Source organism: Streptomyces violaceorubidus, assembly GCF_000717995.1.
GTDB lineage: Bacteria > Actinomycetota > Actinomycetes > Streptomycetales > Streptomycetaceae > Streptomyces > Streptomyces violaceorubidus.
This window is the reverse complement of the sequence record NZ_JODM01000005.1, coordinates 36,771-61,193: the sequence shown is the minus strand read 5'-3', so window position 1 is coordinate 61,193 and position 24,423 is coordinate 36,771. Positions and strand designations below refer to the sequence as shown.

Below are 24,423 nucleotides of genomic sequence, written 5' to 3'. Positions count from 1 at the left end.
GGGCGACCCCCGCGCTTCCGCGAGGCTCCTTGCATGACGCAGCGCAAGCGAAGCAGATGCATCCGCAACGCCGCCATCGTCGGCGTGTCCACCGCCCTCCTGGGCGTCACCGCGCCGGTGGCCGCCTCCGCGACGACGGGGAGTGGGCCCGAAGCCCTCACCTGGTCGGCCTGCGAGGGCACCGGTCTCGATCCGCGGCAGGAGTGCGCCACCCTCGACGTGCCGATGGACTACGCCGATCCCGACGGCCCCCGCATCGAGATGGCCGTCTCCCGCATCCCCGCCGAGAAGCCGGGGTCCCGGCGCGGGGCTCTGCTCCTGATCCCCGGCGGGCCGGGCGGGTCCAGCCTCAACGACCCCTCGGGCAAGGGGCAGAAGCTCCCCCAGGACGTCCGGGACGGCCACGACCTCATCGGGTTCGCGCCGCGCGGGCTCGCCCCGTCCACGTCCGTCGACTGCGGGCTGGAGTACGGCGACCTCGCCACCTCCAAGCTCCGCCCCTGGCCGGCTCCCGACGGCTCGATCGACGCGAACCTCGACACCGCCCGCCGCATGGCCGACGCCTGCGCGCACAACGGCGGCGAGCTGATCAAACACCTCAGCACCGCCAACGAGGCCCGCGACATCGACCGCCTGCGGGCCGCGCTGGGCGAGCGGAGGATCTCCGCGTGGGGCGTGTCGTACGGGACGTATGTCGGGGCCGTGTACGCGCAGTTGTTCCCCGACCGCACCGACCGGATCGTGCTGGACAGCAACGACGACCCCGACCCCACCCGCGTGGCACGCGCCTGGCTCGCCGGGCACGAGCAGGGCGTGGAGGACACCTTCCCGGAGTTCGCCGCATGGGCCTCCCGGCCCGGGAACCCCGACCGGGTGGCGCAACGGGCCGCCGACGTACGGCCGCTGTTCCTGCGGCTGGCCGCCCGGCTGGACCGGGAGCCGATCCCGTGGCCCGGCGCCAATCCGGCGGAGCTGAACGGCAACGTGCTGCGGCAGACCATGCTGGACAGCCTCTACTCCCCCAGCAGGTTCCCGACGCTCGCCAAGCTGATGCTGGCCGCCGAGCGGGGCACCGTGCCGCCCGCCCCCCAGGCGCCGCCCGAGGCCGTGTTGCAGAACGTCGCCGCCGTCGGGGCCGGAGTGCTGTGCAACGACGTCGCCTGGCCCGGCTCGGCGGGCTCGTACGAGAAGGACGTCGCCGACAGCCGCGCCGAGTACCCGCTCACCGCGGGCATGCCGCGCAACGCGATGCTGTGCGCGGCGTGGCCCTACCCGCCGCGGGAGGCCCCCGTGCGGATCACCGACCGCGGTCCCTCCAACGTGCTGCTCGTCCAGAACGAGCGGGACGTGGCCACCCCGCTCACCGGCGCACGCAAGCTGCGTGAGGCCCTCGGCCGGCGCGCGGTCATGGTGACCGTGGACTCCACCGGGCACGACGCCTACCTGGCCAACGGCAACGCCTGCGGGGACGCCACGGTCTCCCGGTTCCTGGCGACCGGACAGCGGCCGGGCTCGGACGTCCACTGCGACTGAGACGTCTGCCGCGACCGACCCGCGCCCGGCGTCAGGCCCGGTCGACCATCCAGTTGCCGTCCTCCTCGTCGTCGACGCGCACCTCCAGCTCGCGCAGGCCCATGCCCGCGTCCCAGAGTTCCCGGAAGCGCTTGAGCCGGTCCCGCACGTAGTCCTGGCGGGCGGTGAGCCGGGTGCGGACGTTGACGTCGCGCAGGTCCTGCTCGATCTCGAACGACACCTCCTCGTCGTAGAGGATGAAGTCGTTGGTGGTGCCGCGCTGGAGGTGCGGGGGCAGCTCGGGCAGGACCGCGACGCGGACGTCGATGCGGCGCAGCTCCTGCTCCTCGCACAGGCGCAGCAGCCGGTCGTCGAGTTCGCGGGCGCTCTCCAGCAGGAACAGGCGGCGCACGGCGACGCCCTGTTCGTCGATGGCCGCCTGCTGCGCGTCGAGGTAGCGCCCGGCCGGCTCGCTGTTCCAGAACTGCCGGTCGACGGAGGTGCTGGTGGCGAGGATGGACTGCTCGGCGGCGCGGGTGAGGGTGAGCATCCAGTCGTGGTTCTCGCCGGGGCACTCGGCGCTCAGGTTGGTGAGGTCCGCCATGTGGCCGACCACCCGGGACATCTCCAGGTGCACGAAGGTGTGCAGGATGGAGGGGCTGGGCAGCAGGACGTCGGCGAAGCCCTTGGCCAGGTCGGGCACGCTGTCGATACGGACCGGGTCCAGCGTGCGCGCGGCCTCGGCGGACCGGTGGTCGGCCTGGGCCACATGGGTCTCGACCAGCTGCTTGACGTCCTCGGTGTGCCGGGTCAGCCCCGACTTCAGCTCGGTGTCGTACCGGCTGAGTCCGTCGCGCACGGCGGCGGTGTTCCCGGCCAGCGCGTCCTCCACCCGCCGGGTGTGCTCCTCCAGCCGGTCGGGTCCCGGGCGCGGGGCCAGGCCGAGGACGTACTGGACGGCGAGGGCCGCGGCGGCGCAGAGCACGGCGGCCACGAACTGCCGCGGGGTGCCGTCGTCCGGGTCCAGCAGGGCCGCGACGCTCCAGAAGAGGCCGCCGACGACCAGGGCGACCAGCACCATGCGGGGCCAGGCGGACTCCCCCCTCGGGTCGATCGGGTTGGTCGTGCGGGGCGTGTCGTCGGGTCGGGGTGACTGTGCCGTGCTCATCTCGCTCTCTCCCCCCGTTGGGATGTGCGTGCGGTGACGGGCGTGCCGGACGGCGGGGCTCGGTCAGGGAGCCGGTTCCACCTCCCGGTGGGCTGCGGGAATGGCGTGCAGGGTGAGCTGGTCGCGGATGCGCTGCACCAGGGCCTGCCACTGCCGGGTGAAGCCGGGCCGCTCCTCCAGCGGGTCCCACAGGGCGGCCAGTTCGCGGCCGACCCGGGCGCCGGGCATCCACAGGTGGAGCAGGTGGTCGACGGCCGGGCGCAGCGTCCGCACCACGGCACCAGCGTCGTGGGCGGCCGAGGCGCCCAGGCGGAGGCCGTCGAGCATGCGGACGACGGTGGTGAGCAGCCAGTCGTGCAGGGCCAGGTCGTCGCAGAGCGCGGCGAGTTCGGTGCCGGTGGTGCCCTCGGGCACGCGCAGGCGTACGGTGCGCAGCTCGTCCTCGGCGAGGGTGAACCGTTCCAGCGAGGGGCCTTCACCCGGGGCCGCGGGCAGGGCCGCCCAGCGCAGCCGGGTGGGGCGGGAGCGGAAGGGCGGGCGCTGGTCGAGCAGGGGGTGGCGCAGCACCCGGGTGAGCAGGCCGTCGGCGATGAGTCCGACGTCGAGGTCGCCGTGGCACGGGCCGCCGAGGACGCCCTGCGCGACCGCCTCGTACGGCAGTCTTCCGAGCGGCTCGACGACTCCGGGCCGCACCAGGTACTCGCCCCAGGGCCGCCGCTGGTCGGGGCCGGCGCCGGGCAGGCGGCAGTACGCGGAGGTCTGCAGGACGCGGCCCTCGGTGAGCGCGGCGTGCGCGGTGACGGTGCCCACGGCGCGGACCCGGGCGCCGTTGGCGCTGGGCAGGGGGCAGTCGACGCCGGTGAGGGTGTCGGGGGAACGCGCGTAGAGGCCGGGACGCTCGGAGAGCAGGACGCGTTCGTCGGCGCGCAGGCCGAGGAGCTGGGCGGCGGAACGGATGTCGAGGGCCTGCCGGGCGGGCAGCAGGCAGGTGCGGATCTCACCGCAGGCGAGGACGGCGGGCGGGGTGCTCTGCCGCGGCGCCATGTCAGAGCCCCGCGTAGTACACGTAGGAGATGCGGTCGGCGACCGATGCGGGGACGGGCACGCGTTCCTTCCCGGAGCGGTCGGCGACCTGTGCCAGTGCCCCCGGGTCGACCTCGATCTGGTCGAGGATCACGCGGACGGCGTGTTCGACGGGGAGGAAGCGGGTGGGCAGGACGGAGCAGGTGCGGTAGGCGGCGAAGGGGTCGGCGCGCTCGTTGAGCTTCAGCAGGGTGGGCAGCTCGTCCCACTTGTCGGGGAAGCCGGCGGCGGAGTGCGGCTGGGGGACGAGGACGGCCTCGCCCTCGTTGCGCAGGAGTCCGAGGCGGGCGAGCTGCCACACGGCGGCGAGGAAGGGGCAGGACCACAGGCGCTGCCCGTCGGCGTCGTCGCTCCACAGCTCGACGTCGAGGAAGACGGAGTGGCGGCGGGCCGCGGTCTCGTGCGGGGGCTGCCAGGTCACGGCCCGCTTCATGGCCTGCGGGGCGCGGGCGACGGGGCTGCGTTCGCCGTTGGCGAGCCAGCCGGTCTGCGCGGCGGGCGGGCGCAGACCGTAGCTGCCGGGCGGCGGGGACTCCACGATGCGGGCGGCGACCGCTTCGGCGACGGGCACCTTGCCGGTGACGGCGCACCCGGACTCGCGGGCCAGGTAGTCGACGGTCAGCCCGGCCCGCTCGGCCTCCGCGAGGAGCATCGGGACGACCTCGGCGGGGGTGGAGAAGCGGGTGAAGTAGTCGTCGATGAGGAAGCAGGTGCTGATCCGGGGCCGCTTGCCGCCGGCCCGGACGGTGGCGGCCGCGCGGGCCGCCTCCACCCAGGGCCGTACTTCGGCGAAGTGCGCGCGCAGCCGCTGCGGCCCGGCCTCGAAGTCCTCCATGTAGAGGTGGCCCAGCTCCACGGAGAGGTGGGCCAGCGGCACGGACTGGGTGCGCGGCTCGGCGGCGGTCTCGCGGAACACGGGCTCCGTCACAGCCGCCCCCAGTGGGTGTCGTCCGTCAGGCGCCGGGCGATCTCCTCCAGCGCCTCCAGGGTCTCCTTGTTCGCTATCTGGGTGGAGAGGACGTCTTCCTCGGTGATCAGCTGCTCCTGCCACTGGAGGATGGGTTCCAGCGGCACGATGCCGAGGACGACGCTGTCGCCGATGCGCTGTTCGGCGGCGAGCCGGCGCAGCGCCTCGTCGCACGCCTGCATCCAGGTGGCCTGGGCGGTCGAGCCCTGGGACCACAGGGGCGACTCGGGGTCGGGCACCGCCGCCCGCACGAAGCGGATCGCGGCGCGCAGGGCGTCCTCGTCGTGGCCGCGTTCGACGCCGCCGCCGATGATGCCGTGCTCGCCGTGGACGAGTCCGGAGGCGGCGATCACGTGCTGGCGGGTCCAGCGGTGGAAGACCAGCCAGCGGAAGGGGATGTTGCGCATCCGGGGGTGGGCGGTGGCGTCGAGGACCATGTCGACGGCGTAGCTGCGGCCGGCGCTGAGGTCGACGAAGGTGACGTCGAACTCGCCGTTGAGCTTGAGCAGCAGGTCGACGCAGCGCTCCAGGGCCTCCTCGCCGGTGGCGAACTCGCCGCCGCCCGCGTCGCCGGGGAACAGCACCAGGCGGCCGGACTGGTTGGGGCGGGCGCGCAGCAGGGGGTGCTCGGTCTCCCGCCAGACGTCGATGCGGACCGGTTCCGCGGTCTCGCCCTCCAGGTAGGAGTGCAGGCCCCGCTCCTCGGTGCCCCGCATGGCGCTGGGCACGTCGAAGACGGCGGCGGCGGTGGGCGAGCCGAAGTCGAAGTCGACGTAGGCCACGTGGTCACCGGTGAGGGCGCGCTGGTAGGCCAGGTTGGCGCTGGTCACCGAGCGTCCGGTGCCTCCCTTGTCGGAGGCGGCGAAGACCAGCACGCTCACACCTCCTGGGCGGCCGCGCCCCTGGCCTGGGCCAGGGTGTCGAGTTCCTGGAGGACGGGCAGGGCCAGCGCGAAGGCGGTCGCGGGCCGGTCGTCGACCAGGCTGCGGGCGTGGTCGAGGCGGCTCTCGATGCTCCGCATGGCCCTGGCTCTGGCTCCGTCGGCGGCGGCGGACGCCTCCAGCTGCTCCCTGCCGAACAGGTGGGTGGCCTCACTGAGCAGTTCCCGGGCCAGTTCGGCGAGTTCGGGGCTGCGGATGGGCTCCTGCTCGTACAGGATGCGGGCGGCGACGAGGCATTCGGTGACGCGCTCGGTGATGCTCCAGGACAGGCGCAGTCCGGCGTCCTGGGCCTCGGGGTAGACGGCCTGGATGTTGTCCCAGAGGCCGGCCCCTTCCTCCTCGTCGATGCGCCGTCTCCACAGGTGCTCGAAGGACTGCTCGGCGAGGCGGAGCAGGCGGTCCTGGGCGCCGATGTTCCGGGAGAGTTCGGCGAGTTGGATGATCCGCTTGAGGAGCTGGGCGGAGAAGTCGGTCATCCGCCACAGGAGTGGGTCGCCGGTGCGCTCGGACCCGGCGAGCGGCATGGTGACGCCGGGGGTGTGCAGCCGGAGGGTCGGGTCGTTCTTGGTCATGCGGCTGGTGACCCGGCCCCGGTCGGCGAGGCGCTCCATGATGGCGACGGTGCGGGTGAGGTCGTCGTCCGTCGCCTTCCGGCGGACCAGGTCGTGGACCACGATGGCCGCGACGGTCAGGGAGAAGTACTCGGACTCCAGGCGCAGGCCGGTGGTCTGCCAGGGCAGGTCCTCCAGGGGCCAGCGCTCTCCGCCGAAGCGGGCGATCGCGGACCAGTACTGCTGGCTCAGCTCCCAGCGCAGGCGCAGCATCTCGGCGAGCTTCTGCTGGTCCTCGTCGAGCAGGCCGAGGGTGAGGGTGCGGTCGGAGAACAGGTCCTGGATGCCGTCGAGGGCGACGACGGTGAAGTACACGTAGGGCAGCCGGTCGGCGACGCCGTCGGGCTGGCCGGGGACGTCGACGGTCAGGTCGGTGATCTTCGGGGCGTCCTTGACGATGCCCCAGGCCCAGCCGCACTCGAAGAGCTGGCTCTCGTCGCGGATGCCCTCGTCGACCTGGATGCCGCGCGACAGGCTCTCGATGATGGTGGCGCGCAGCGGGCGTAAGCGGCGGGAGAACTGCTGGAGGACGATCCGGTCGGACTGCCCGCCCTGGCCGATGACCTGGATCAGCCGCTTGCCCTGCTCCGACTCGGCGTCGAAGACGTTCACGGAGAAGGACCGCAGCAGGCTGACCATCGCGGAGGTCAGCCGGGCGTTGGTGGCCTCCCGCAGCTCGGCGATGGCCCTCAGGACCTCGGGCCGGGTGGTGGTGCCCTCGTAGACCTTGAGGAAGCCGAGAGTGGCGAGGCAGAGCGTGACGGACATGGAGTAGGAGTCGACGACGCCCAGTTGGCGCTGCTCGTGGCTGACCGTGCTGCCGGGCCCGGAGGGGCGGAAGTAGTGCCCGCCGGAGAAGGTGGGGCTGTCGTCCGTGCCGGTGTGGGTGCGCATGAACTGGGTCAGCGCGGCGATCAGGTTGGGCGGGATCTCCAGCCTGCTGCCGACCCGTTCGAGCGCGCGCAGGACGTCACGTTCGGTGGTGTCCGGCTGGTCGAGACGGAAGGCGGGGACCTCGGTGGCCGGATACAGCAGGCAGAGCAGGCGCTCGGCGTCCGCGACACTGCTCAGTCCGTCGGTGTCCCCCCGGACGAGCTTGCCGTCGTCGAACGAATGACGGGCCATGGCCTGCCAGATGTCCAGCAGGTGCTGGCGTGGCTTGATCTGCATCCCCGCACCCCTCGTACAGATCTCGTTGCCCTGTGTTCGGCATGTCCCCGTTGCGATGGTCCCCGTTGAGCATGTCCCCGTTCCTACGGGGCGGCAATCGCCGAATTGCGCCGTCCCAGGGCGAGGAGCATTCCCTCGTGCCCCGGCCGCACCGAGTGGTGCAGATCGTGGATCTCCAGCTCCCCGGTGAACGGCGCCAGGCTCTGTCCGACCGTCTCCTCGTTCACCCGGTAGGCCGGGTAGTCGTGGGCGCCGACGCGGTAGCCGACGGACTCCTTCATGAAGGCGGCGGCGAACGGCGCTCCCTCGCCGAGCGCGCTCATGAAGCAGCGCACCCCCCGGTGGAACTCCTCGGGCGCCTCGGACATGGAGTCGGCGACGAAGAACATGGTCCCCAGCGACCAGCGCCGGTCCCCGCCCTCCAGGTCGAACAGGTTGCCGCGCTCCACGTCGACGATCTCGCTGACCCGCGGTCTGGGCTCCACGGCGGCGTAGGCGGGAACCTCGCGCAGCACGTCCCAGAAGGGGTCCCAGGCGATGTCGTACCCGGCCGGGGAGACCTGCTTCTCCAGGTACTCGACGTTCGGGTGGGCGTACTCCAGCAGGAGCATGTCCTGGCACCAGGGCAGCATGGACAGGGCGGGGTACAGGTTCGCCCCGGCGCCGACGTCGATGCCGCGTGCGGAGCGCGGGGGCGCTCCCTCGAAGCAGCGGGTGAAGTAGTCGCGCATCAACCGGACGATCAGCAGGTCCACTTCGAGTGGTGTCCGGTAGTTGTTGTCGACGTACACCTCTGGATCGAACTTCGACCACGGCGCGTCGGCGTTGCGATCCATAGTCACCCTGCCACGTTCCATTCGATTTTGGACAAACCCCCATTACCGTTCACGGTAAGTGACCCGGCCACTACGAAACAGTGGAGGAATACGCCATCCTCATCCGCCCGGCGCACGTCGGGCGCATGGTCGCACACCCGAACTCGCCCTTGCATGAGGGAAGTTGGACGCTCACTCTAGCCAGAAGCAGACACCGGCCGCCACACGAGTCCATCACTCGATCGGGAGCGGCGCGCGTGTCCACGAGTTGACGCAGTCTGACCAGGGGGTTGCATGACCGCCGAACCGCTGGAACGTTCCCTCGACCACCGCGACCAGCTCACCCGCCCCGGTGCGCCACCGGACGACCTGCCACTGGAGCTGCGCACGGCGCGGGAGCCCGATCTGCCGGAGCTGCGGCGGCTGGACGAGGAGGTCTTCCAGGAATTCGCCTATCCCGGTTTCCTGCTGCGCCAGCTCTTCGACATGTACGAGGAGCACTTCCTGGTCCTCGACGACGGCACCGGCCGGCTGCGCGGCTACGTGCTGGCCGCCACCCGGACGCTCGGCGCGGACAGCTGGATACTCGGGCTGTGCGTGACCCAGGACCGGCGCCGCCACGGGCTGGGCCGGGAGCTGATGCGGGAGGTCCTGAGCCGGTTGCGCCGGGACGGCATCCAGGTGGTCCGCCTCACCGTGGAGCCCGCCAACCTCGCCGCGATCTTCCTCTACCGCTCCCTGGGCTTCCGCCCCGAGGAGCCCGACGGCGGCCTGCGCCCGGACTACTTCGGCCCGGGCATGCACCGCCAGATCATGCGGCTGGACCTCGTGCCGGACTAGGACGGCGTGCCGGCCGACTCCAGGAGGCGGGTCACGTCGTCGGAGCAGAGGGTCAGGGCCGCGCCGACGGTGGCCAGGGCGTCGCGTTCGGCGGGGGTGTAGGGACCGTCGGCCAGGGCGATGCGGGCTCCCTGCAACAGGATCGACTCGCGTCCGACGGTGGCCAGATGCGGCGCGAGCGGGTCCAGCGCCTCGTGCAGCTCTATCGCCAGGCCCGGTACGCAGGGCTCGCCGCGGACCCGGCCGGTGTCCGCCTCCAGCGCCTCGACGAGCGCGTTCAACTGGTCCTCGGTGCAGTCCTCGAAGCCGGCCGCGCGCACCGCGACGGTCGCGGTCTCCAGCGAGGTGCGGGAGCAGGTGCCGCCCGCGGTCAGGACCGCCAGGGCGACGGTGTGGACGGCGTCGCGGAGCATCGCGGAGAAGCGGGTGGTGGTCGGGTGGTCGAGGACGTCGGTGCCGTAGTGGCGGCGGCAGGCCGTGCACTCCACGGTCGGCGCGGACTCCCCGCGGGGCAGCACGGGCACGCCGAGCAGGGTGAAGCGGCGGCGGCCGGTGAGCCGCGTGTAGTTGCGGTCGCCGCCGCAGCCGGGGCAGAAGAACTCGCCGTCGCCGACGGGCGTCCACGCGGTGCGGGTGCCCAGGATGCGTGGCAGCCGGGCAGCTCGGCTGGTTCGTCCCCGTCCAGGCAGCACGTCGCACCTCCATAACGGCGCGACAGCATCGTCGCGCTGGCGTGATGTTAGCCACATCACCGACGTGGAGTCAGTACCCAGGACGAGACCTTTCCGTGACCATCACAGATATATGGCCGGTATATGACGGGGTCCCGCCCACCGGTGTCCGGCGGGCGGGACCTCAAACCGCTGATTCGGCTGGTCAGCGAGCCGCGCGGTTGACGGCGGAGACGACGGCCTTCAGCGAGGCGCGCGTGGTGTTCGCGTCGATTCCGATGCCCCACAGCACCTTGTCGCCGATGGCGCACTCGATGTAGGAGGCGGCCTGCGCGGAGGCGCCCTCGCTCATCGTGTGCTCCTGGTAGTCCAGCAGCCGTACGTCGATGCCGACGCCCTGCAGCGCGTGGAAGAACGCCGAGATCGGGCCGTTGCCGGTGCCGACCAGGGTGGTCTCCGTGCCGTCGACCGTGGCCTCGACGGTGAGGGTGTCGACGCCGTCGCGGTCGGTCGTGGTCTGCCCGTTGGCCACCTGGATGCGGCCCCAGGGGTTGTCCGGGTTGGGCAGGTACTCGTCCTGGAAGACGTCCCAGATCGCGGCCGGCGTGATCTCGCCGCCCTCGGCGTCGGTCTTGGCCTGGATGATCTTCGAGAACTCGATCTGCATCCGGCGCGGCAGGTCCAGGCTGTGGTCGTTCTTCAGGACGTAGGCGATGCCGCCCTTGCCGGACTGCGAGTTGACGCGGATGACCGCCTCGTAGGAGCGGCCGACGTCCTTGGGGTCGATCGGCAGGTAGGGGACCGCCCACTCGATGTCGTCGACGGTGACGCCCTTGGCCTTCGCGTCGGCCTCCATGGCGTCGAAGCCCTTCTTGATGGCGTCCTGGTGGGAGCCGGAGAAGGACGTGTAGACCAGGTCGCCCACGTACGGGTGGCGCGGGTGGACCTCCATCTGGTTGCAGTACTCCCACGTGCGACGGATCTCGTCGATGTCGGAGAAGTCGATCTGCGGGTCGACGCCCTGGGAGAACAGGTTCATGCCCAGGGTGACCAGGTCGACGTTGCCGGTGCGCTCGCCCTGCCCGAACAGGCAGCCCTCGATGCGGTCGGCGCCGGCCATCAGCGCCAGCTCGGCCGCCGCCACCGCCGTACCGCGGTCGTTGTGCGGGTGGACGGACAGGCAGACGTGCTCGCGGCGGGACAGGTTGCGGCCCATCCACTCGAAGCGGTCGGCGTGCGTGGAGGGCGTGGAACGCTCCACGGTGGCGGGCAGGTTGAGGATGATCTCGCGGCCGGGACCGGGCTGGTAGGTGTCCATCACCGCCTCGCAGACCTCCAGGGCGAAGTCCAGCTCGGTGTCGGTGAAGATCTCGGGGCTGTACTGGTAGCCGAACTCCGTCTCGGGGCCCAGCAGTTTCTCGGCGTACTCCGTCACCAGACGGGTGCCGTCGACCGCGATCTGCTTGATGTCCTCGCGCGAGCCGCGGAAGACGACCCGGCGGAAGACGGGGGCGGTGGCGTTGTACAGGTGGACGGTGGCCCGCCTGGCGCCCTTCAGGGACTCCACCGTGCGCTCGATCAGGTCCTCGCGGGCCTGGGTCAGTACGGAGATGGTGACGTCGTCCGGGATGGCGTCCGGGTCCTCGATGATGGACCGCACGAAGTCGAAGTCGGTCTGCCCGGAGGCCGGGAAGCCGACCTCGATCTCCTTGTAGCCCATCTTGACCAGCAGGTCGAACATGGCGCGCTTGCGGACCGGCGACATGGGGTCGATCAGGGCCTGGTTGCCGTCGCGCAGGTCGGTGGAGAGCCAGCGGGGAGCGGTGGTGATGCGCTGGTTCGGCCAGGTGCGGTCGGCGATGTCGACCTGCTCGTAGCCGCGGTACTTGGCGGTCGGCATGGGGCTGGGCTGCTGGCGGTTGGCCATGATGGCGTGGGCTCCTCGTGATGTCCGCGGATCTCGGCGGTGTCCGCGTCGTCCGCGTGTCCGGAAGGACGGCCGACGGCACCACCAAGCTCCGCGGGGAGGGAGTCGGCCTCTACAGGCCCTCGCCGCGGCAGCTAAGGAGAAGCAGCCCGAATCGCATGATGCCCAGCACCTTAGCCGAGTCACGCGGGTCACGCGGGTCCGTATCAGTATGCGGGACCGGAGGGGCGACCGGGACAAAAAGTGCGGCATACCACTTCCGGCCTGATCACGGGACACCTTGGCGCCCCTGTGCACCGATCGTGGTTGCGGGTAGTGACAGCGCGGTCACACAGTGCGAAAGTGCCGGACATGACGACATACGGGGGCTTCCAGCCCGTCTTCTGCACCATCGTGCCGCCCCACGTCCTGGACCGGCTCGCCCGGAACACGGACCCGGTGCTCGCCGGGCCCGCCCGCCGCACCCTCCAGCGCGACGCCCTCGAACGCACCCGCCGCGGCCTGACCACCGTCATCGGCGCCCCCTCCGTGGCCCCGCGCGCGGACGCCGAGGCCGAGAAGCCGCAGCGCACCGTCTACGACGCCCGGCACGGCACCGACCTGCCGGGCCGCAAGGTGCGCGGCGAGGGCGAGGAGCCCGGCCAGGACGCCACCGTGAACCGCGCCTACGCGGGCCTGGGCGCGACCTTCGAGCACTACCTCAAGGTGTACCGGCGCGACTCCATCGACGGCGCGGGCCTGGCGCTGGACGCGACCGTGCACTACGACCGCGAGTACAACAACGCGTTCTGGAACGGCGAGCAGATGGTCTTCGGCGACGGGGACGGGGAGATCTTCCTCGACTTCACCATCGCCCTGGACGTGATCGGTCACGAGCTGACCCACGGCGTCACCCAGCACACCGCCAACCTGACCTACTACGGCCAGCCCGGCGCCCTCAACGAGTCGGTGTCGGACGTCTTCGGCTCCCTCATCAAGCAGTACTCGCTGGGCCAGACCGCCGCCGAGGCGGACTGGCTGATCGGCGCCGGGCTGCTCGCCCCGCGCGTGACGGGCGAGGCGCTGCGCTCCATGAAGGCGCCGGGCACGGCCTACGACGACGACGTGCTCGGCAAGGACCCGCAGCCCGCCACGATGGACGACTTCGTGCGCACCGGCCGCGACAACGGCGGCGTGCACATCAACTCCGGCATCCCCAACCACGCCTTCTACCTGCTCGCCACCGCGCTCGGCGGCCACGCCTGGGAGCGGGCCGGGCAGATCTGGTACGACGTGCTGACCGGCGGCGAGCTGGCCGAGGACGCGCTGTTCGCGGACTTCGCGACGCTGACCGTTCAGGCCGCCCGGGAGCGCTACGGCGACGGGGACGAGCTGGAGGCGGTCGGCAAGGCCTGGGAGCAGGTCGGGGTGCGGACGCCGTAGTTCCGTACTAGACACGGGTCCATGCGGATTCAGGTGAGGCGCACAGGAGGCTTCGCGGGCATCGAACGCCACGCGGAGGTCGAGACCGCGGGACGCCCCGACGCGGACGAGTGGCACGCCCTGGCCGAGCGGGCGGTCGCCGACGGCCGCAGCACCCCGCCGGTCGGGGTCCCGGACGGGTTCAGCTACCAGCTCACGGTGGACGGCAGGACGGTGTACGCCGCCGATCCCCGGCTCACCGACGAGCAGCGCAGGCTGATCTCGCGGGTGCTGAAGGAGGGCGCGTAACACCGCGCGCGTGCAAGGGCGTTGACTTCCCTTACCGGCGGTACGGATGATCCGCGCATGGCGACTGACGCGATGCCCCGGTTCCCGGACGGCTTCCTGTGGGGCGTGTCCACGTCCGCGCACCAGATCGAGGGTGCGGCAGCGCTGCGGGGACCGTCGGTGTGGGACGCCTTCACGGCCGAGCCCGGCCGGGTGCGGGACGGCTCCACCGCGGCGGTGGCCTGCGACCACTACCACCGCTACCGCGAGGACGTCGCCCTGCTCGCGGACCTCGGCGTGGACGCGTACCGCTTCTCGGTCTCCTGGCCCCGGGTGGGCTCCCCGGGCGGCCTGGACTTCTACGACCGCCTGGTGGACGAACTCTGCGCGGCGGGGGTGCGCCCGGTCCCGACGCTCTTCCACTGGGACCTGCCGGCCGGCCTGGACTGGCTGGAGCGGGACACGGCCGCCCGGTTCGCGCAGTACGTGTCGGCCGTCGCGGGGCGCCTCGGCGACCGGGTCGGCAAGTGGATCACCCTGAACGAGCCCGCCGAGCACACCCTGCTCGGCCACGCCCTGGGCATCCACGCCCCCGGCCGCGAGCTGCTGTTCGACGCCCTGCCGGCCGCCCACCACCAGCTCCTGGCCCACGGCCTGGCCGTACGGGCGCTGCGCGCCGAGGGCGCCACGGACATCGGGATCGCCAACTCGCACGGCCCGACCTGGCCCGCCTCGAACGCCCCGGCCGACCGGGAGGCGGCGGACTTCTACGACCTCCTGCTGAACCGCCTGTTCGCCGACCCGCTCCTCACCGGCCGGTACCCGGAGGGCGTCGGCGAGCTGATGCCCGGCGACGTGGCGGCCGACCTGGAGGTCATCGCCGAGCCGCTGGACTGGTACGGGGTGAACTACTACGCGCCGACCCGGGTGGGTGCCCCGCAGGGCGCGGAGATCGAGTTCGGCGGGGTGACGCTCCCGGCCGAACTGCCCTTCTCGGTGCGCGAGATCGAGGGCCGGCCGCGGACGGACTTCGGCTGGCCCGTGGTCCCGGAGGGGCTGACGGAGCTGCTCACCGGCTTCCGCGAGCGCTACGCGGGCCGGCTCCCACCGGTCGTGATCACGGAGAACGGCTGCTCCTACGAGGGCCTGGACGACCAGGACCGCATCGCCTACCTCGACGGACACGTCCGCGCCCTGCACCGGGCGGTGGAGGCGGGCGTGGACGTGCGCGGGTACTTCGTGTGGTCGCTCCTGGACAACTTCGAGTGGGCCGAGGGGTACGCCCGCCGCTTCGGACTGGTCCACGTGGACTTCGAGACGCTGGCGCGCACGCCCAAGGCGTCCTACGGCTGGTTCCGGGAGCTGCTCGCCGAGCAGCGGCGGGCACCGGTCGGATAAACCCCTCGGTGCTGTCGGCGGGGAGTCGTACGCTGGAGTCAGCAGACACACCCGTCACGCGGCGCACGCCGCAGAGGAGGACGAGCAGGCCTAGAGCGCCGGCCCATGACTCAGACACCCTCAGGCCACGCCCCCGCGCAGGGGCGGGCGAGAGCACAGATCACCGTCCCCGCCCAGCACCCCATGGTGACCGTACTGGGCTCCGGAGACTCCCTCCTGCGCGTGATCGAGAAGGCCTTCCCGGCGGCCGACATCCACGTCCGGGGCAATGAGATCAGCGCCGTCGGCGACACCCATGAGGTCGCCCTCGTACAGCGCGTGTTCGACGAGATGATGCTGGTGCTGCGCACCGGGCAGCCGATGACGGAGGACGCAGTGGAACGCTCGATCGCCATGCTCAAGGCGAGCGAGAACGGGGAGAGCGACGGCCGGGAGACCCCGGCCGAGGTGCTCACGCAGAACATCCTGTCCTCGCGCGGCCGCACGATCCGCCCCAAGACGCTGAACCAGAAGCGGTACGTCGACGCGATCGACAAGCACACCATCGTCTTCGGCATCGGCCCCGCGGGCACCGGCAAGACCTATCTGGCGATGGCCAAGGCGGTGCAGGCCCTGCAGTCCAAGCAGGTCAACCGCATCATCCTGACCCGCCCGGCGGTCGAGGCCGGCGAGCGGCTCGGCTTCCTGCCGGGCACGCTGTACGAGAAGATCGACCCGTACCTGCGCCCGCTGTACGACGCGCTGCACGACATGCTCGACCCCGACTCGATCCCGCGGCTGATGGCGGCGGGCACGATCGAGGTCGCACCGCTGGCCTACATGCGCGGCCGCACGCTCAATGACGCCTTCATCATCCTGGACGAGGCCCAGAACACCAGCCCCGAGCAGATGAAGATGTTCCTCACCCGCCTCGGCTTCGACTCGAAGATCGTGATCACGGGTGACGTGACCCAGGTCGACCTGCCCGGCGGCACGAAGTCGGGTCTGCGGCAGGTGCAGGACATCCTGGAGGGTGTCGAGGACGTCCACTTCTCCCGGCTGACGTCGCAGGACGTCGTCCGGCACAAGCTGGTGGGCCGTATCGTCGACGCCTACGAGCAGTACGACAGCAGGAACGGCACCGAGAACGGCGGCCACAACGGCGGCCGGACACCGAGACACGGTGCCAAGGCCAAGGGGAAGTAGACCAGCACGACCATGTCGATCGACGTCAACAACGAGTCCGGAACCGAGGTCGACGAGCAGGCGATCCTCGACATCGCCCGCTACGCCCTCGCGCGGATGCGCATCCACCCGCTCTCCGAGCTCTCGGTGATCGTCGTGGACGCCGGGGCCATGGAGCAGTTGCACATCCAGTGGATGGACCTGCCCGGTCCCACCGACGTGATGTCCTTCCCGATGGACGAGCTGCGCCCGCCGTCCAAGGACGAGGAGGAGCCGCCGCAGGGGCTGCTCGGCGACATCGTGCTCTGCCCGGAGGTCGCCGCCAAGCAGGGCACCGAGGCGCCGACGCAGCACTCCATGGACGAGGAGCTCCAGCTCCTGACCGTCCACGGGGTGCTGCACCTGCTCGGGTACGACCACGAGGAGCCGGACGAGAAGGCCGAGATGTTCGGTCTGCAGGCCGCGATCGTGGACGGCTGGCGCGCGGAGAAGGGCCTGACCGGCCCGTCCCCGGCCCCGACGGTCTCATGAGCTTCCCGCTCGTCGCCGGCGCCGTCGCCCTGGTGGTGGTCGCCTGGCTGGCCGCGTGCGCGGAGGCGGGGCTCGCGAGGGTCTCCAGCTTCCGCGCCGAGGAGGCGGTACGGTCCGGGCGCCGGGGCGGCGAGAAGCTCGCCCAGGTCGCCGCGGACCCGACGCGCTACCTCAACGTGGCGCTGCTGGTCCGGGTCGCCTGCGAGATGGCGGCCGCCGCGCTGGTCACGTACGCCTGCCTGAGGGAGTTCGACGGCACCGGCGAGGCGCTGGTCATCGCCATCGCGCTGATGGTGCTGCTCTCCTACGTCGCCGTCGGGGTCTCCCCGCGCACCATCGGGCGCCAGCACCCGCTGAACACGGCGACCGCGGCGGCGTACGTGCTGCTGCCGCTGGCCCGCGTCATGGGCCCGATCCCGTCGCTGCTCATCCTCATCGGCAACGCGCTCACCCCCGGCAAGGGCTTCCGCCGGGGCCCCTTCGCCTCGGAGGCGGAGCTGCGGGCGCTGGTGGACTACGCCGAGAAGGAGTCCCTGATCGAGGCCGAGGAGCGCCGCATGGTGCACTCGGTGTTCGAGCTGGGCGACACGCTCGTGCGGGAGGTCATGGTGCCGCGCACCGACCTCGTCGTCATCGAGCGCTACAAGACCATCCGGCAGGCCCTCACTCTCGCCCTGCGCTCCGGTTTCTCCCGGATACCGGTCACCGGCGACAGCGAGGACGACATCGTCGGCATCGTGTACCTGAAGGACCTGGTCCGTCGGACGCACATCAGCCGGGACGCGGAGAGCGACCTGGTCTCCACCGCGATGCGCCCGGCGTCCTTCGTGCCGGACACCAAGAACGCCGGTGACCTGCTGCGCGAGATGCAGAAGGAGCGCAACCACGTCGCCGTCGTCATCGACGAGTACGGCGGCACGGCCGGCATCGTCACCATCGAGGACATCCTGGAGGAGATCGTCGGCGAGATCACCGACGAGTACGACCGGGAGCTGCCGCCGGTGGAGGAGCTGGGCGGGGACCGGTTCCGGGTCACCGCGCGCCTGGACATCGGCGACCTGGGCGAGCTGTACGGCCTGGACGAGTACGACGACGAGGACGTGGAGACGGTGGGCGGTCTGCTCGCCAAGGCGCTGGGCCGCGTCCCGATCGCCGGGGCCTCCTCGATCGTGGAGCTGCCCGACGGCCGTGAGCTGCGGCTGACGGCGGAGGCCGCGGCGGGCCGCCGGAACAAGATCGTGACGGTGCTGGTGGAGCCGGTCGCCGCGGCGAAGCCGGCCGAGGAGGCGGTGCCGGAATGACCCCCGGGCAGCTGCGCGACCTCTGCCTGTCCTTCAACGCGGCGGTGGAGGACTTCCCCTTCAACCCGGAGACCTCCGTCTTCAAGGTGCTGGGGAAGATGTTCGCGCTGACCTCGTTGGAGGGGCGTCCGCTCACCGTCAACCTCAAGTGCGACCCGGACGACGCGATCCGGCTGCGACGCGAGCACCCGGGCCTGGTGGCCCCCGGCTGGCACATGAACAAGCGGCACTGGAACACGGTGACCGTGAGCGGCGGGACCGGCGGCGAGCTCCCGGACCGCGTCGTCCGGGAGCTCGTCGAGGACTCGTACGACCTGGTCGTCGCCGGTCTACCGCGCGCCGACCGGCTCCGCCTCGACCGTCCCTGAGCCCGCCCGGGCCACCCGCAGCCCCACCGCGACCAGGACGGCGGCGGCCAGCACGATCGCCGCGTCCAGGACCAGCACCGTGTGGACGCCGGAGCGCAGGTCGCCGGCGGTGGTGGCCAGCACGCCGAGCAGCGGGATGCCGACGGTGATACCGACCTGCTGGGTCGAGGTGACCAGGCCGGTCGCCAGGCCCTGCTCCTCGTCGGGGACGCCGGAGGTGACGGTCAGGCCGTAGGAGATGATCGCGCCCAGGTGGCACATGCTGGCCAGCGAGACGGCGGCGGTGGCGAGGACCACGGACCCGCTTCCCTCCCCCAGCGCCAGCAGCGACAGCCCCAGCAGGCCCTGCCCGGCGAGCGCGCCCGCCAGGGTGCGGCGGGCGCCGAAGCGGCCGATGACGCGCGGGGCGCAGGAACCGGCCACCACCGAGAGCACCCCCTGCACGCCGAAGACCAGGCCGGTCTCGAAGGCGTTCAGGTGCAGGATCTCCTGGAGGTACAGGGTGAGGACGAAGACCACCGTCGACATCATCGAGAAGGTGACCAGCCCGCCCAGGTTGCCCCACGCCACCGTGCGGCGGCGCAGCATCGGCAGCGAGACCAGCGGCGCCGGGGTGCGGGACTCGACGGCCACGAAGGCGGCCAGGAGCAGCAGGCCCGCGCCGAGGGTGACGAGGACGTCGGTGCGGCCGAAGCCGTGCTCGGCGGCCGTGGTGAGGGCGTAGATCAGGCAGAGCAGGCCGCCGGTGACGGTGACCGCGCCGGGCACGTCGAGGCGGGGCCGCTCCGGGGTCCGCGACTCGGGCAGCAGACGCGGGGCCAGCGGCAGCACGATCAGCGCGAACAGGGCGAGCAGGCCCATCGTGGAGCGCCAGCTCAGCAGGTCGGTCAGGACGCCGCCGGCCACCATGCCGACGGTGAAGCCGAGCGAGAGCAGGGTGCCGGAGATGCCGAGGGCGCGGTCGCGGGCGGGGCCCTCCGGGAAGGTCGTGGTCAGCAGGGACATGCCGGTCGGGACGATGGCCGCCGCGCCGAGGCCCTGCAGGGCGCGTCCGGCGAGGAACGAAGCCGGGTCCCGGGCGAAGGTGGCCAGCAGGGAGGCGGCGCCGAAGAGCGCGAGCCCGGCGAGGAAGAGCCGGCGGCGGCCGTAGAGGTCGCCCATGCGTCCGAAGAGCAGCAGGAACCCGCCGGACGGCAGCGCGAACGCCGTGACCGCCCACTGCAGGGCGGAGGTGCTCATGCCGAGGTCCGTGCCGAGCACGGGCAGGGCGACGTTCAGGACGGAGAAGTCGAGCGCGACCATGAACTGGGCCGCGCAGAGCACGAACAGGACGAGCCGGTCGCGGGAGGAGAGCCGTGGGGCGGAGGATTCCGCCGCCGCGGGGGCCGGGGTGGGAGTCGGGGTGGGAGTCGGGGTGGTGTCGATCGCCATGGACATGAGCCTCGGACCCCCGGAATAGTTGTGGGGAGACGCCGATTGTCCTGGTGGTGCCACCACCAGGCACCGGCGGATTGGCTACGGGGGGAGTACGGACGTGCCGGACGTGATCACGAGGGCCCAGGGCGCGGGCCGGGACCGGCGCCGCAGTGAGCTGCGGGAGTTCCTGATGAGCCGCCGGGCACGGGTGTCCCCGGCCGAGGTCGGTCTGCCCGACGGCGGGGCGCGGCGCCGGACGCCGGGGCTGCGCCGCGAGGAGGTGGCCGTGCTCGCCGGGGTGGGCGCCTCCTGGTACCAGTGGCTGGAGCAGGGCCGCGACATCTCGGTCTCCCCGCAGGTCCTGGACGCGGTCGGGCGGGTGCCGCGGCTCAGCAACGCCGAGCGCCGCCACCTGTACGTACTGGCGGGGCTGAACCCGCCCGCCGCCGAGGTGGAGCCGGCGAAGCGGGACATGTGCGAGGGGCTGCGGCGGCTGATCGACACGTGGATGCCGTATCCGGCGCACATCATGGACCGGTACTACAACTGCGTGATGTACAACGACGCGGCGGCGATGGTGCTGGGCATGCGGCTCGAAACGACGTGGAACTGCATCGTCGACTACTTCACCGACCCGCTGTACCGCTCCCGCGCCCGCAACTGGGAGCGCAACGCGCGTACGGTCGTCGCCCAGTTCCGCGCCACCTGCGCAGCCAACCCGGACGACGAGGGTTTCCAGCAGGTCCTGGCGGACCTGAAGGAGGCCAGTGCCGAGTTCGCGGCGCTGTGGGAGGAACGGGACATCGAGGACGCGGGGCAGATCCGCAAGGAGCTGGACCACCCGCTGGTCGGTCTGCTCAGCCTGGAGTCGACGGCGCTCCAGGTGCCCGCGCGGCCGGATCTGACGATCGTGCTGCACACGCCGCTGGACGAGGCGAACACCGCGGCGAAGCTGGAGTGGCTGGCCTCGCCGGAGGGCCGGCGCGGGGCGATGTACCCGGTGGCGGGGTGAGAGCGGACCGGTTCCCGGGTGGGCGCGGACCGGTGACGGGGTGAGCGGGCCGGGGCCCGGCGGGGCTACGTATGCTCACCCCATGACCACCGAGACTCCCGGCCTCGATCCCGAGGACCGCAAGATCGTCACCCTGGCCCGCTCGGCCCGCGCCCGCAACGGCGTGCCCGAGGGCGCGGCCGTCCGCGACGAGACCGGCCGCACCTATGTCGCCGGCACGGTCGCCCTGGACTCCCTGAAGCTCAGCGCGCTGCGCACGGCGGTGGCGATGGCGGTGGCGTCCGGTGCGAAGTCACTGGAGGCGGCGGCGGTGGTGACCGAGTCGGAGTCGGCGTCGCAGGAGGACCGGGCGGCGGTGCGGGACCTGGGCGGGCCCGGGACGCCGGTGCTGGTGGCTTCGCCCGACGGGACGGTGCGGGCGACAGTCAGCGCGGGCTGACAACGGACCCGGGTCCCCAGGTCTCCGCCCTCGGCCGGAGCGTGGACTCGCACCAGACCGCCTTGCCGGGTTCACGCTCCCGCACACCCCACGCGTCGGACAGCACGGCCACGAGCAGCAGTCCGCGCCCGCCCGCGTCCCGCCTGGCCATGATGCGCGGTACCCCGCCCCCTCTGTCGTGCACCTTGACCCGCAGCACCCTGCCGTCGTAGCGCAGGAAGAGCAGGAAGAGCCGTCCCGGCGGTACGCCGTGCAGCAGCGCGTTGGTCACCAGCTCCCTCACGCACAGCAGCACGTCCTCGCCACGTTCGGTGTCGGCGAGACCCCAGCCGGCAGGGTCTCGTGGGCGTACCGCCTGGCATCCGACACAGCACGGCGTTCACGCGGAACAACCTCTCCCGCAACGGCGGGATGCGGAGCGTCTCATTCACGAACGAAGGTCACATGGAGTCACTCCCGTTGATCACCCGATGAACCGTACGGATTTTTGGCGGGTTCGCGGTGGTCGCGCGCGGGAGTCGCGGACGTGGAGGGCGCGGGGGCAGGTGGCCACCTCGACGCATGGTCCGCCCTCGCTGCGGCAGCGGCCGTGGTGACTGAGGTGGTAGTCCACACCTGCGAAGGATCGAGCCGCGCGGTACGGGGCCTGGCGGGGCCGGGATGCCGGTGCCGGTGGCCGGGGCCCGACGGCACCGTGCTGGCGTCGGTCAGCGCGGGCTGACGGGCATTGACTGGTAGGACCCCTGCGGCCGGACTGTGGACCTGGACCAAACCACCTTGCCGAGCCCGCGTCACCGCCCGCTCCCTCTCATCGGACAGCACAACCACCACAGGCAGGAGCCCCAGCCGGCAGCCGTTTGAGTCTTCAGCCCAACAGGGGTGTCCACCATGAGGTCCACATATGCGATGCTGCGGACACGAGCCCTGACCGGTCAGCACTCCCCGGGCCTGCCCGGCCGTCTGCGAGTCCGCAACAGCACTCCACCGGATTCGATCGCCCGCACCTTCCAGCCGACTGGAGGACAAGTGATCGGCATTGAAGCGACGGTACCGTGCTCCTTGTGCACCGCGGAAGGCAAGACATGCAGTCGCTGTACGGCGCATGACTCACTGCCGCGGGTTCGCGTCTTCCAGGCCTTCCTGACCAGTGTCAGCGGAGCGCCCCATCCAGGGCAGCAGCCCCTGTTGCGCAAGAATCCAGGACTCTGCGTTGCCGGGAGCTTCCTGGTCCCACCGCTGTCCTCAGGTGTCACGACATGCCTGATGCTGAACGCGAGCACAGACTCGTCCCTCACCGTCTGGGCCTGGACCGCCCCGCTGATACTGCTGACGGTCATGGTGTCGGCCGGAGCCTTCCGGGCCATGCACACGTTCGTGCTGCACCACGCCAGCCACGGCGACTTCGGCCGACACAGCCCTCTCATCGGGGTCCTGGCCGGCGCAATAGGCATGACGCAGAGCTACGACGACTATCGCCGGGACCACTTGGTGCACCATTCCGCCCTGACCAGTCGGCTCGATCCCGATCAAGCGGCACTGGCAGCGCTGGGGCTGCGGCCGGGACTACCGCGCTGTGCCTACCCCCGGCTTCTGTGCCGGACCCTGCTGGCACCCGCCTGCGTCCTGCGTACAGTGAGCGGCCGAGTCGGCATCAACGTGTCACTCCGGCGGCAACCGCTACGCACAACAGCTTTCCTGGTGGCCCAGTTCGGGCCAGTGGCCGCCATGTGCTGGTGGTACGGAACAGAATATTGGAAGCCCCTGGTGGCGTGGAGCGTCGCATGGCTGCTGCCTCTGACCCTCGGATGGCACGTCAGCATGGTCCTCTACGCGCTGGGGCTCCATTCGTGGTTCAGGGACTCGTCACGTTCCGGATGGGAGGGATTCGCCGAGAAAACGGGGGCCAGATTCTTCGCCGACCCCTGTCCTGCCCGGTCACTCAGGGGGCCCAGGGCCCTGCGGGCATGGTGCTTCTGGTGGTTTCGCCTCTTGTTCTGGCACCTCTTGGTCGCCCGTGTCCTGGTCGTCGGCTTCACCGACAACGGTTGTCACGACGCTCACCACGCCGATCCGAAAGGTCGCACCTTCAACTGGTGCGACGCGGCCTATGCCCGCTCGGAAATGATGGCCAACTCCCCGCGAGCCCAGGAGAACTTCTGGCACACTTGGAGTCTGAGCGAAGCCATCACGCGGAACTTTGACCAGTTGGCAGACCTGCCGAGAGCCACCGGCACGTGAACCGTAAGGGACGGAAGACTCCTTGGGAAGGTTACGCGAGATCGGCCGCGACATTCTGGAAAGACGCAACCTCGACTCGTATGTGGTGGCACTTGTGGCATTCGGTGTCGCGCTCTGTTCGGCAGTCAGCGACATAGTGCCCGCCGGTCTCCGGTGGAGTGTGGTTTTGGCCGGGATCGGACTTCTTGTTTATCGGGTGACTCTTCCGGAGCCAATAACGCAGGATTCGGCAGACGCTCTGATCGCCGATCGCTCTGCCTTTGACTCGATCCCGATTTCCGCGCGCCTTCAGGAAGCAAAGGACGTATGGATCTTTGCTCCGTCTGCCGTTGGCATCCTTTCTCCTCAGACATGCCAGGCCTTGCGCGCCACAGTGCTCAGCCGAACGGGCGGAAGGCTCCGAGTGGTCGTGCTCGATCCCTCCGAGCAGGCAGCCGTCGAAGTGGCCGCGCAACAGCTGGACTCGGAGGACTATCCTCTGCAACGACTGGCAGACGGGATCAGCGCCACTCTTTCACAACTTGCGCTGATGAGTTCGTGGCAAACACCGGGTGAACTGTCGTACGGAAAGCTGCCGTACAGCCCTGGGTTCAGCCTCGTAGCCATCGACCCCTTGGAACGCCACGGCACGGTGATCGTCGAGTTCCACGGGTTCCACAACGAAACGGCGGCTTCCAGAGCCCATATAGAGTTGACCAAAGCCGACAGCGCACGCTGGTATGGATACTGGGTCAATCAGTTCGAACATATTTGGCAGTCCGCCCGCCGCGTGTGACGTGCCTTCACCTCGCAGGAGATAACCTTGCTGATCGTTGAAATCCCTACCGGTGCGGACATCATCAGCCACCTGACCAAGGAGCTGACCAATCACGGGGTTCGCCAGGGGGCGATCGCTTCCGTCATTGGTGCCGTGGATGAGTGCACCTTGAGCACCATGCCACGCGGTGACGCATCTCAGGACATCGTCCGGACGTACACCGAACCCTTGGAGCTGTTCGGGACGGGAGAGGTGAGGGACGGCGTACCGCACATCCATGCCGTCTGCGGTACCGAGGACGGCACTGCCGTGGCCGGGCATCTGCACATGGGCCGGCCGCAGCACTGGTTCGTGCGGGTGTACGTCCTGCCGGCGAACTGAAGCACAAGGTGCTGCAGGGCGTGA

24 protein-coding genes are annotated in these 24,423 nt (G+C 71.0%); 14 read left to right on the top strand and 10 right to left on the bottom strand.

The window, feature by feature from the left end:
* Positions 1-33 precede the first annotated feature (33 nt).
* Positions 34-1,533 (top strand): alpha/beta hydrolase, encoded by a 1,500-nt coding sequence (locus tag IE94_RS0109480; protein WP_030181032.1) that lies wholly within the window; start codon positions 34-36, stop codon positions 1,531-1,533.
* Positions 1,534-1,564: 31 nt separating this feature from the next.
* On the opposite strand, the gene IE94_RS0109475 is transcribed toward IE94_RS0109480, so the two are convergent.
* The 6 genes from IE94_RS0109475 to IE94_RS0109450 form a co-directional block, all read right to left on the bottom strand.
* Positions 1,565-2,680: a hypothetical protein gene (locus IE94_RS0109475; protein ID WP_030181030.1), complete on the bottom strand. Its 1,116-nt coding sequence runs from the start codon at positions 2,678-2,680 to the stop codon at positions 1,565-1,567.
* A gap of 63 nt (positions 2,681-2,743) precedes the next feature.
* A complete protein-coding gene (locus IE94_RS0109470; RefSeq protein ID WP_030181027.1) occupies positions 2,744-3,724 on the bottom strand; it encodes an SCO2521 family protein in 981 nt (326 codons plus the stop codon).
* A gap of 1 nt (position 3,725) precedes the next feature.
* Complete coding sequence (locus IE94_RS0109465) at positions 3,726-4,691, bottom strand: SCO2522 family protein (RefSeq protein WP_030181024.1); 966 nt, start codon at positions 4,689-4,691, stop codon at positions 3,726-3,728.
* Positions 4,688-5,605 (bottom strand): SCO2523 family variant P-loop protein, encoded by a 918-nt coding sequence (locus IE94_RS0109460; RefSeq protein ID WP_030181021.1) that lies wholly within the window; start codon positions 5,603-5,605, stop codon positions 4,688-4,690. The genes IE94_RS0109465 and IE94_RS0109460 overlap by 4 nt, the downstream gene beginning before the upstream one ends.
* 2 nt (positions 5,606-5,607) lie before the next feature.
* The gene (locus tag IE94_RS0109455) at positions 5,608-7,452 is read right to left on the bottom strand and encodes an SCO2524 family protein (protein WP_030181018.1); all 1,845 of its coding nucleotides are present in this window, start codon (positions 7,450-7,452) and stop codon (positions 5,608-5,610) included.
* Between the two features lie 83 nt (positions 7,453-7,535).
* Complete coding sequence (locus tag IE94_RS0109450) at positions 7,536-8,309, bottom strand: SCO2525 family SAM-dependent methyltransferase (protein WP_030181016.1); 774 nt, start codon at positions 8,307-8,309, stop codon at positions 7,536-7,538.
* A 252-nt stretch (positions 8,310-8,561) separates the two neighbouring features.
* On the opposite strand from IE94_RS0109450, the gene IE94_RS0109445 reads away from it, so the two are divergent.
* Positions 8,562-9,107, top strand: coding sequence for a GNAT family N-acetyltransferase (locus IE94_RS0109445; protein ID WP_030181013.1), 546 nt, complete (start codon positions 8,562-8,564; stop codon positions 9,105-9,107).
* Here the strand turns inward: IE94_RS0109445 and IE94_RS0109440 are convergent.
* Positions 9,104-9,799, bottom strand: a complete 696-nt coding sequence (locus IE94_RS0109440; RefSeq protein ID WP_030181010.1) for a TerB family tellurite resistance protein — start codon at positions 9,797-9,799, stop codon at positions 9,104-9,106. The two genes, IE94_RS0109445 and IE94_RS0109440, sit on opposite strands and share 4 nt — an antisense overlap.
* Before the next feature lie 184 nt (positions 9,800-9,983).
* Entirely contained in the window at positions 9,984-11,705 is a 1,722-nt protein-coding gene (leuA, locus tag IE94_RS0109435) for a 2-isopropylmalate synthase (protein ID WP_030181007.1), read from the bottom strand.
* A 351-nt stretch (positions 11,706-12,056) separates the two neighbouring features.
* Here leuA and IE94_RS0109430 point away from each other — a divergent pair, with 351 nt between their 5' ends.
* The 7 genes from IE94_RS0109430 to IE94_RS0109400 all read left to right on the top strand — a co-directional run bounded on the left by IE94_RS0109430 (position 12,057) and on the right by IE94_RS0109400 (position 18,156).
* Positions 12,057-13,127, top strand: coding sequence for a M4 family metallopeptidase (locus tag IE94_RS0109430; RefSeq protein ID WP_030181004.1), 1,071 nt, complete (start codon positions 12,057-12,059; stop codon positions 13,125-13,127).
* 21 nt (positions 13,128-13,148) lie between these two features.
* Complete coding sequence (locus IE94_RS0109425) at positions 13,149-13,415, top strand: protealysin inhibitor emfourin (RefSeq protein WP_030181000.1); 267 nt, start codon at positions 13,149-13,151, stop codon at positions 13,413-13,415.
* Positions 13,416-13,472: 57 nt separating this feature from the next.
* The gene (locus IE94_RS0109420; protein WP_030180998.1) at positions 13,473-14,792 is read left to right on the top strand and encodes a GH1 family beta-glucosidase; all 1,320 of its coding nucleotides are present in this window, start codon (positions 13,473-13,475) and stop codon (positions 14,790-14,792) included.
* Between the two features lie 105 nt (positions 14,793-14,897).
* Positions 14,898-15,977 carry a PhoH family protein gene (locus tag IE94_RS0109415; RefSeq protein WP_063829708.1) on the top strand — a complete coding sequence of 360 codons (1,080 nt, stop codon included), beginning with the start codon at positions 14,898-14,900 and terminating at the stop codon, positions 15,975-15,977.
* Positions 15,978-15,989: 12 nt separating this feature from the next.
* Positions 15,990-16,487: an rRNA maturation RNase YbeY gene (ybeY, locus tag IE94_RS0109410; protein WP_030180995.1), complete on the top strand. Its 498-nt coding sequence runs from the start codon at positions 15,990-15,992 to the stop codon at positions 16,485-16,487.
* Positions 16,484-17,788 (top strand): hemolysin family protein, encoded by a 1,305-nt coding sequence (locus IE94_RS0109405; RefSeq protein ID WP_030180994.1) that lies wholly within the window; start codon positions 16,484-16,486, stop codon positions 17,786-17,788. Before ybeY ends, IE94_RS0109405 begins: the two co-directional genes overlap by 4 nt.
* Positions 17,785-18,156 (top strand): MmcQ/YjbR family DNA-binding protein, encoded by a 372-nt coding sequence (locus tag IE94_RS0109400; protein ID WP_030180991.1) that lies wholly within the window; start codon positions 17,785-17,787, stop codon positions 18,154-18,156. Before IE94_RS0109405 ends, IE94_RS0109400 begins: the two co-directional genes overlap by 4 nt.
* Here the strand turns inward: IE94_RS0109400 and IE94_RS0109395 are convergent.
* Positions 18,118-19,587: an MFS transporter gene (locus IE94_RS0109395; RefSeq protein ID WP_030180988.1), complete on the bottom strand. Its 1,470-nt coding sequence runs from the start codon at positions 19,585-19,587 to the stop codon at positions 18,118-18,120. The genes IE94_RS0109400 and IE94_RS0109395 overlap by 39 nt on opposite strands.
* Positions 19,588-19,690: 103 nt before the next feature.
* Between IE94_RS0109395 and IE94_RS0109390 the strand changes: the two genes are divergently transcribed.
* Positions 19,691-20,584: a helix-turn-helix transcriptional regulator gene (locus IE94_RS0109390; RefSeq protein ID WP_030180985.1), complete on the top strand. Its 894-nt coding sequence runs from the start codon at positions 19,691-19,693 to the stop codon at positions 20,582-20,584.
* Between the two features lie 82 nt (positions 20,585-20,666).
* A complete protein-coding gene (locus IE94_RS0109385) occupies positions 20,667-21,023 on the top strand; it encodes a cytidine/deoxycytidylate deaminase family protein (RefSeq protein ID WP_030180982.1) in 357 nt (118 codons plus the stop codon).
* Here the strand turns inward: IE94_RS0109385 and IE94_RS35340 are convergent.
* A complete protein-coding gene (locus IE94_RS35340) occupies positions 21,010-21,306 on the bottom strand; it encodes an ATP-binding protein (RefSeq protein WP_342450750.1) in 297 nt (98 codons plus the stop codon). The two genes, IE94_RS0109385 and IE94_RS35340, sit on opposite strands and share 14 nt — an antisense overlap.
* A gap of 980 nt (positions 21,307-22,286) precedes the next feature.
* On the opposite strand from IE94_RS35340, the gene IE94_RS0109375 reads away from it, so the two are divergent.
* The 3 genes from IE94_RS0109375 to IE94_RS37815 are packed head-to-tail and all read left to right on the top strand — an operon-like array spanning position 22,287 to position 24,399.
* Positions 22,287-23,261, top strand: a complete 975-nt coding sequence (locus IE94_RS0109375; RefSeq protein WP_030180981.1) for a fatty acid desaturase family protein — start codon at positions 22,287-22,289, stop codon at positions 23,259-23,261.
* A 22-nt stretch (positions 23,262-23,283) separates the two neighbouring features.
* Positions 23,284-24,036 (top strand): hypothetical protein, encoded by a 753-nt coding sequence (locus IE94_RS39850; RefSeq protein ID WP_157849330.1) that lies wholly within the window; start codon positions 23,284-23,286, stop codon positions 24,034-24,036.
* 27 nt (positions 24,037-24,063) lie between these two features.
* Positions 24,064-24,399, top strand: coding sequence for a PPC domain-containing DNA-binding protein (locus IE94_RS37815; RefSeq protein WP_209441051.1), 336 nt, complete (start codon positions 24,064-24,066; stop codon positions 24,397-24,399).
* Positions 24,400-24,423: the final 24 nt, after the last annotated feature.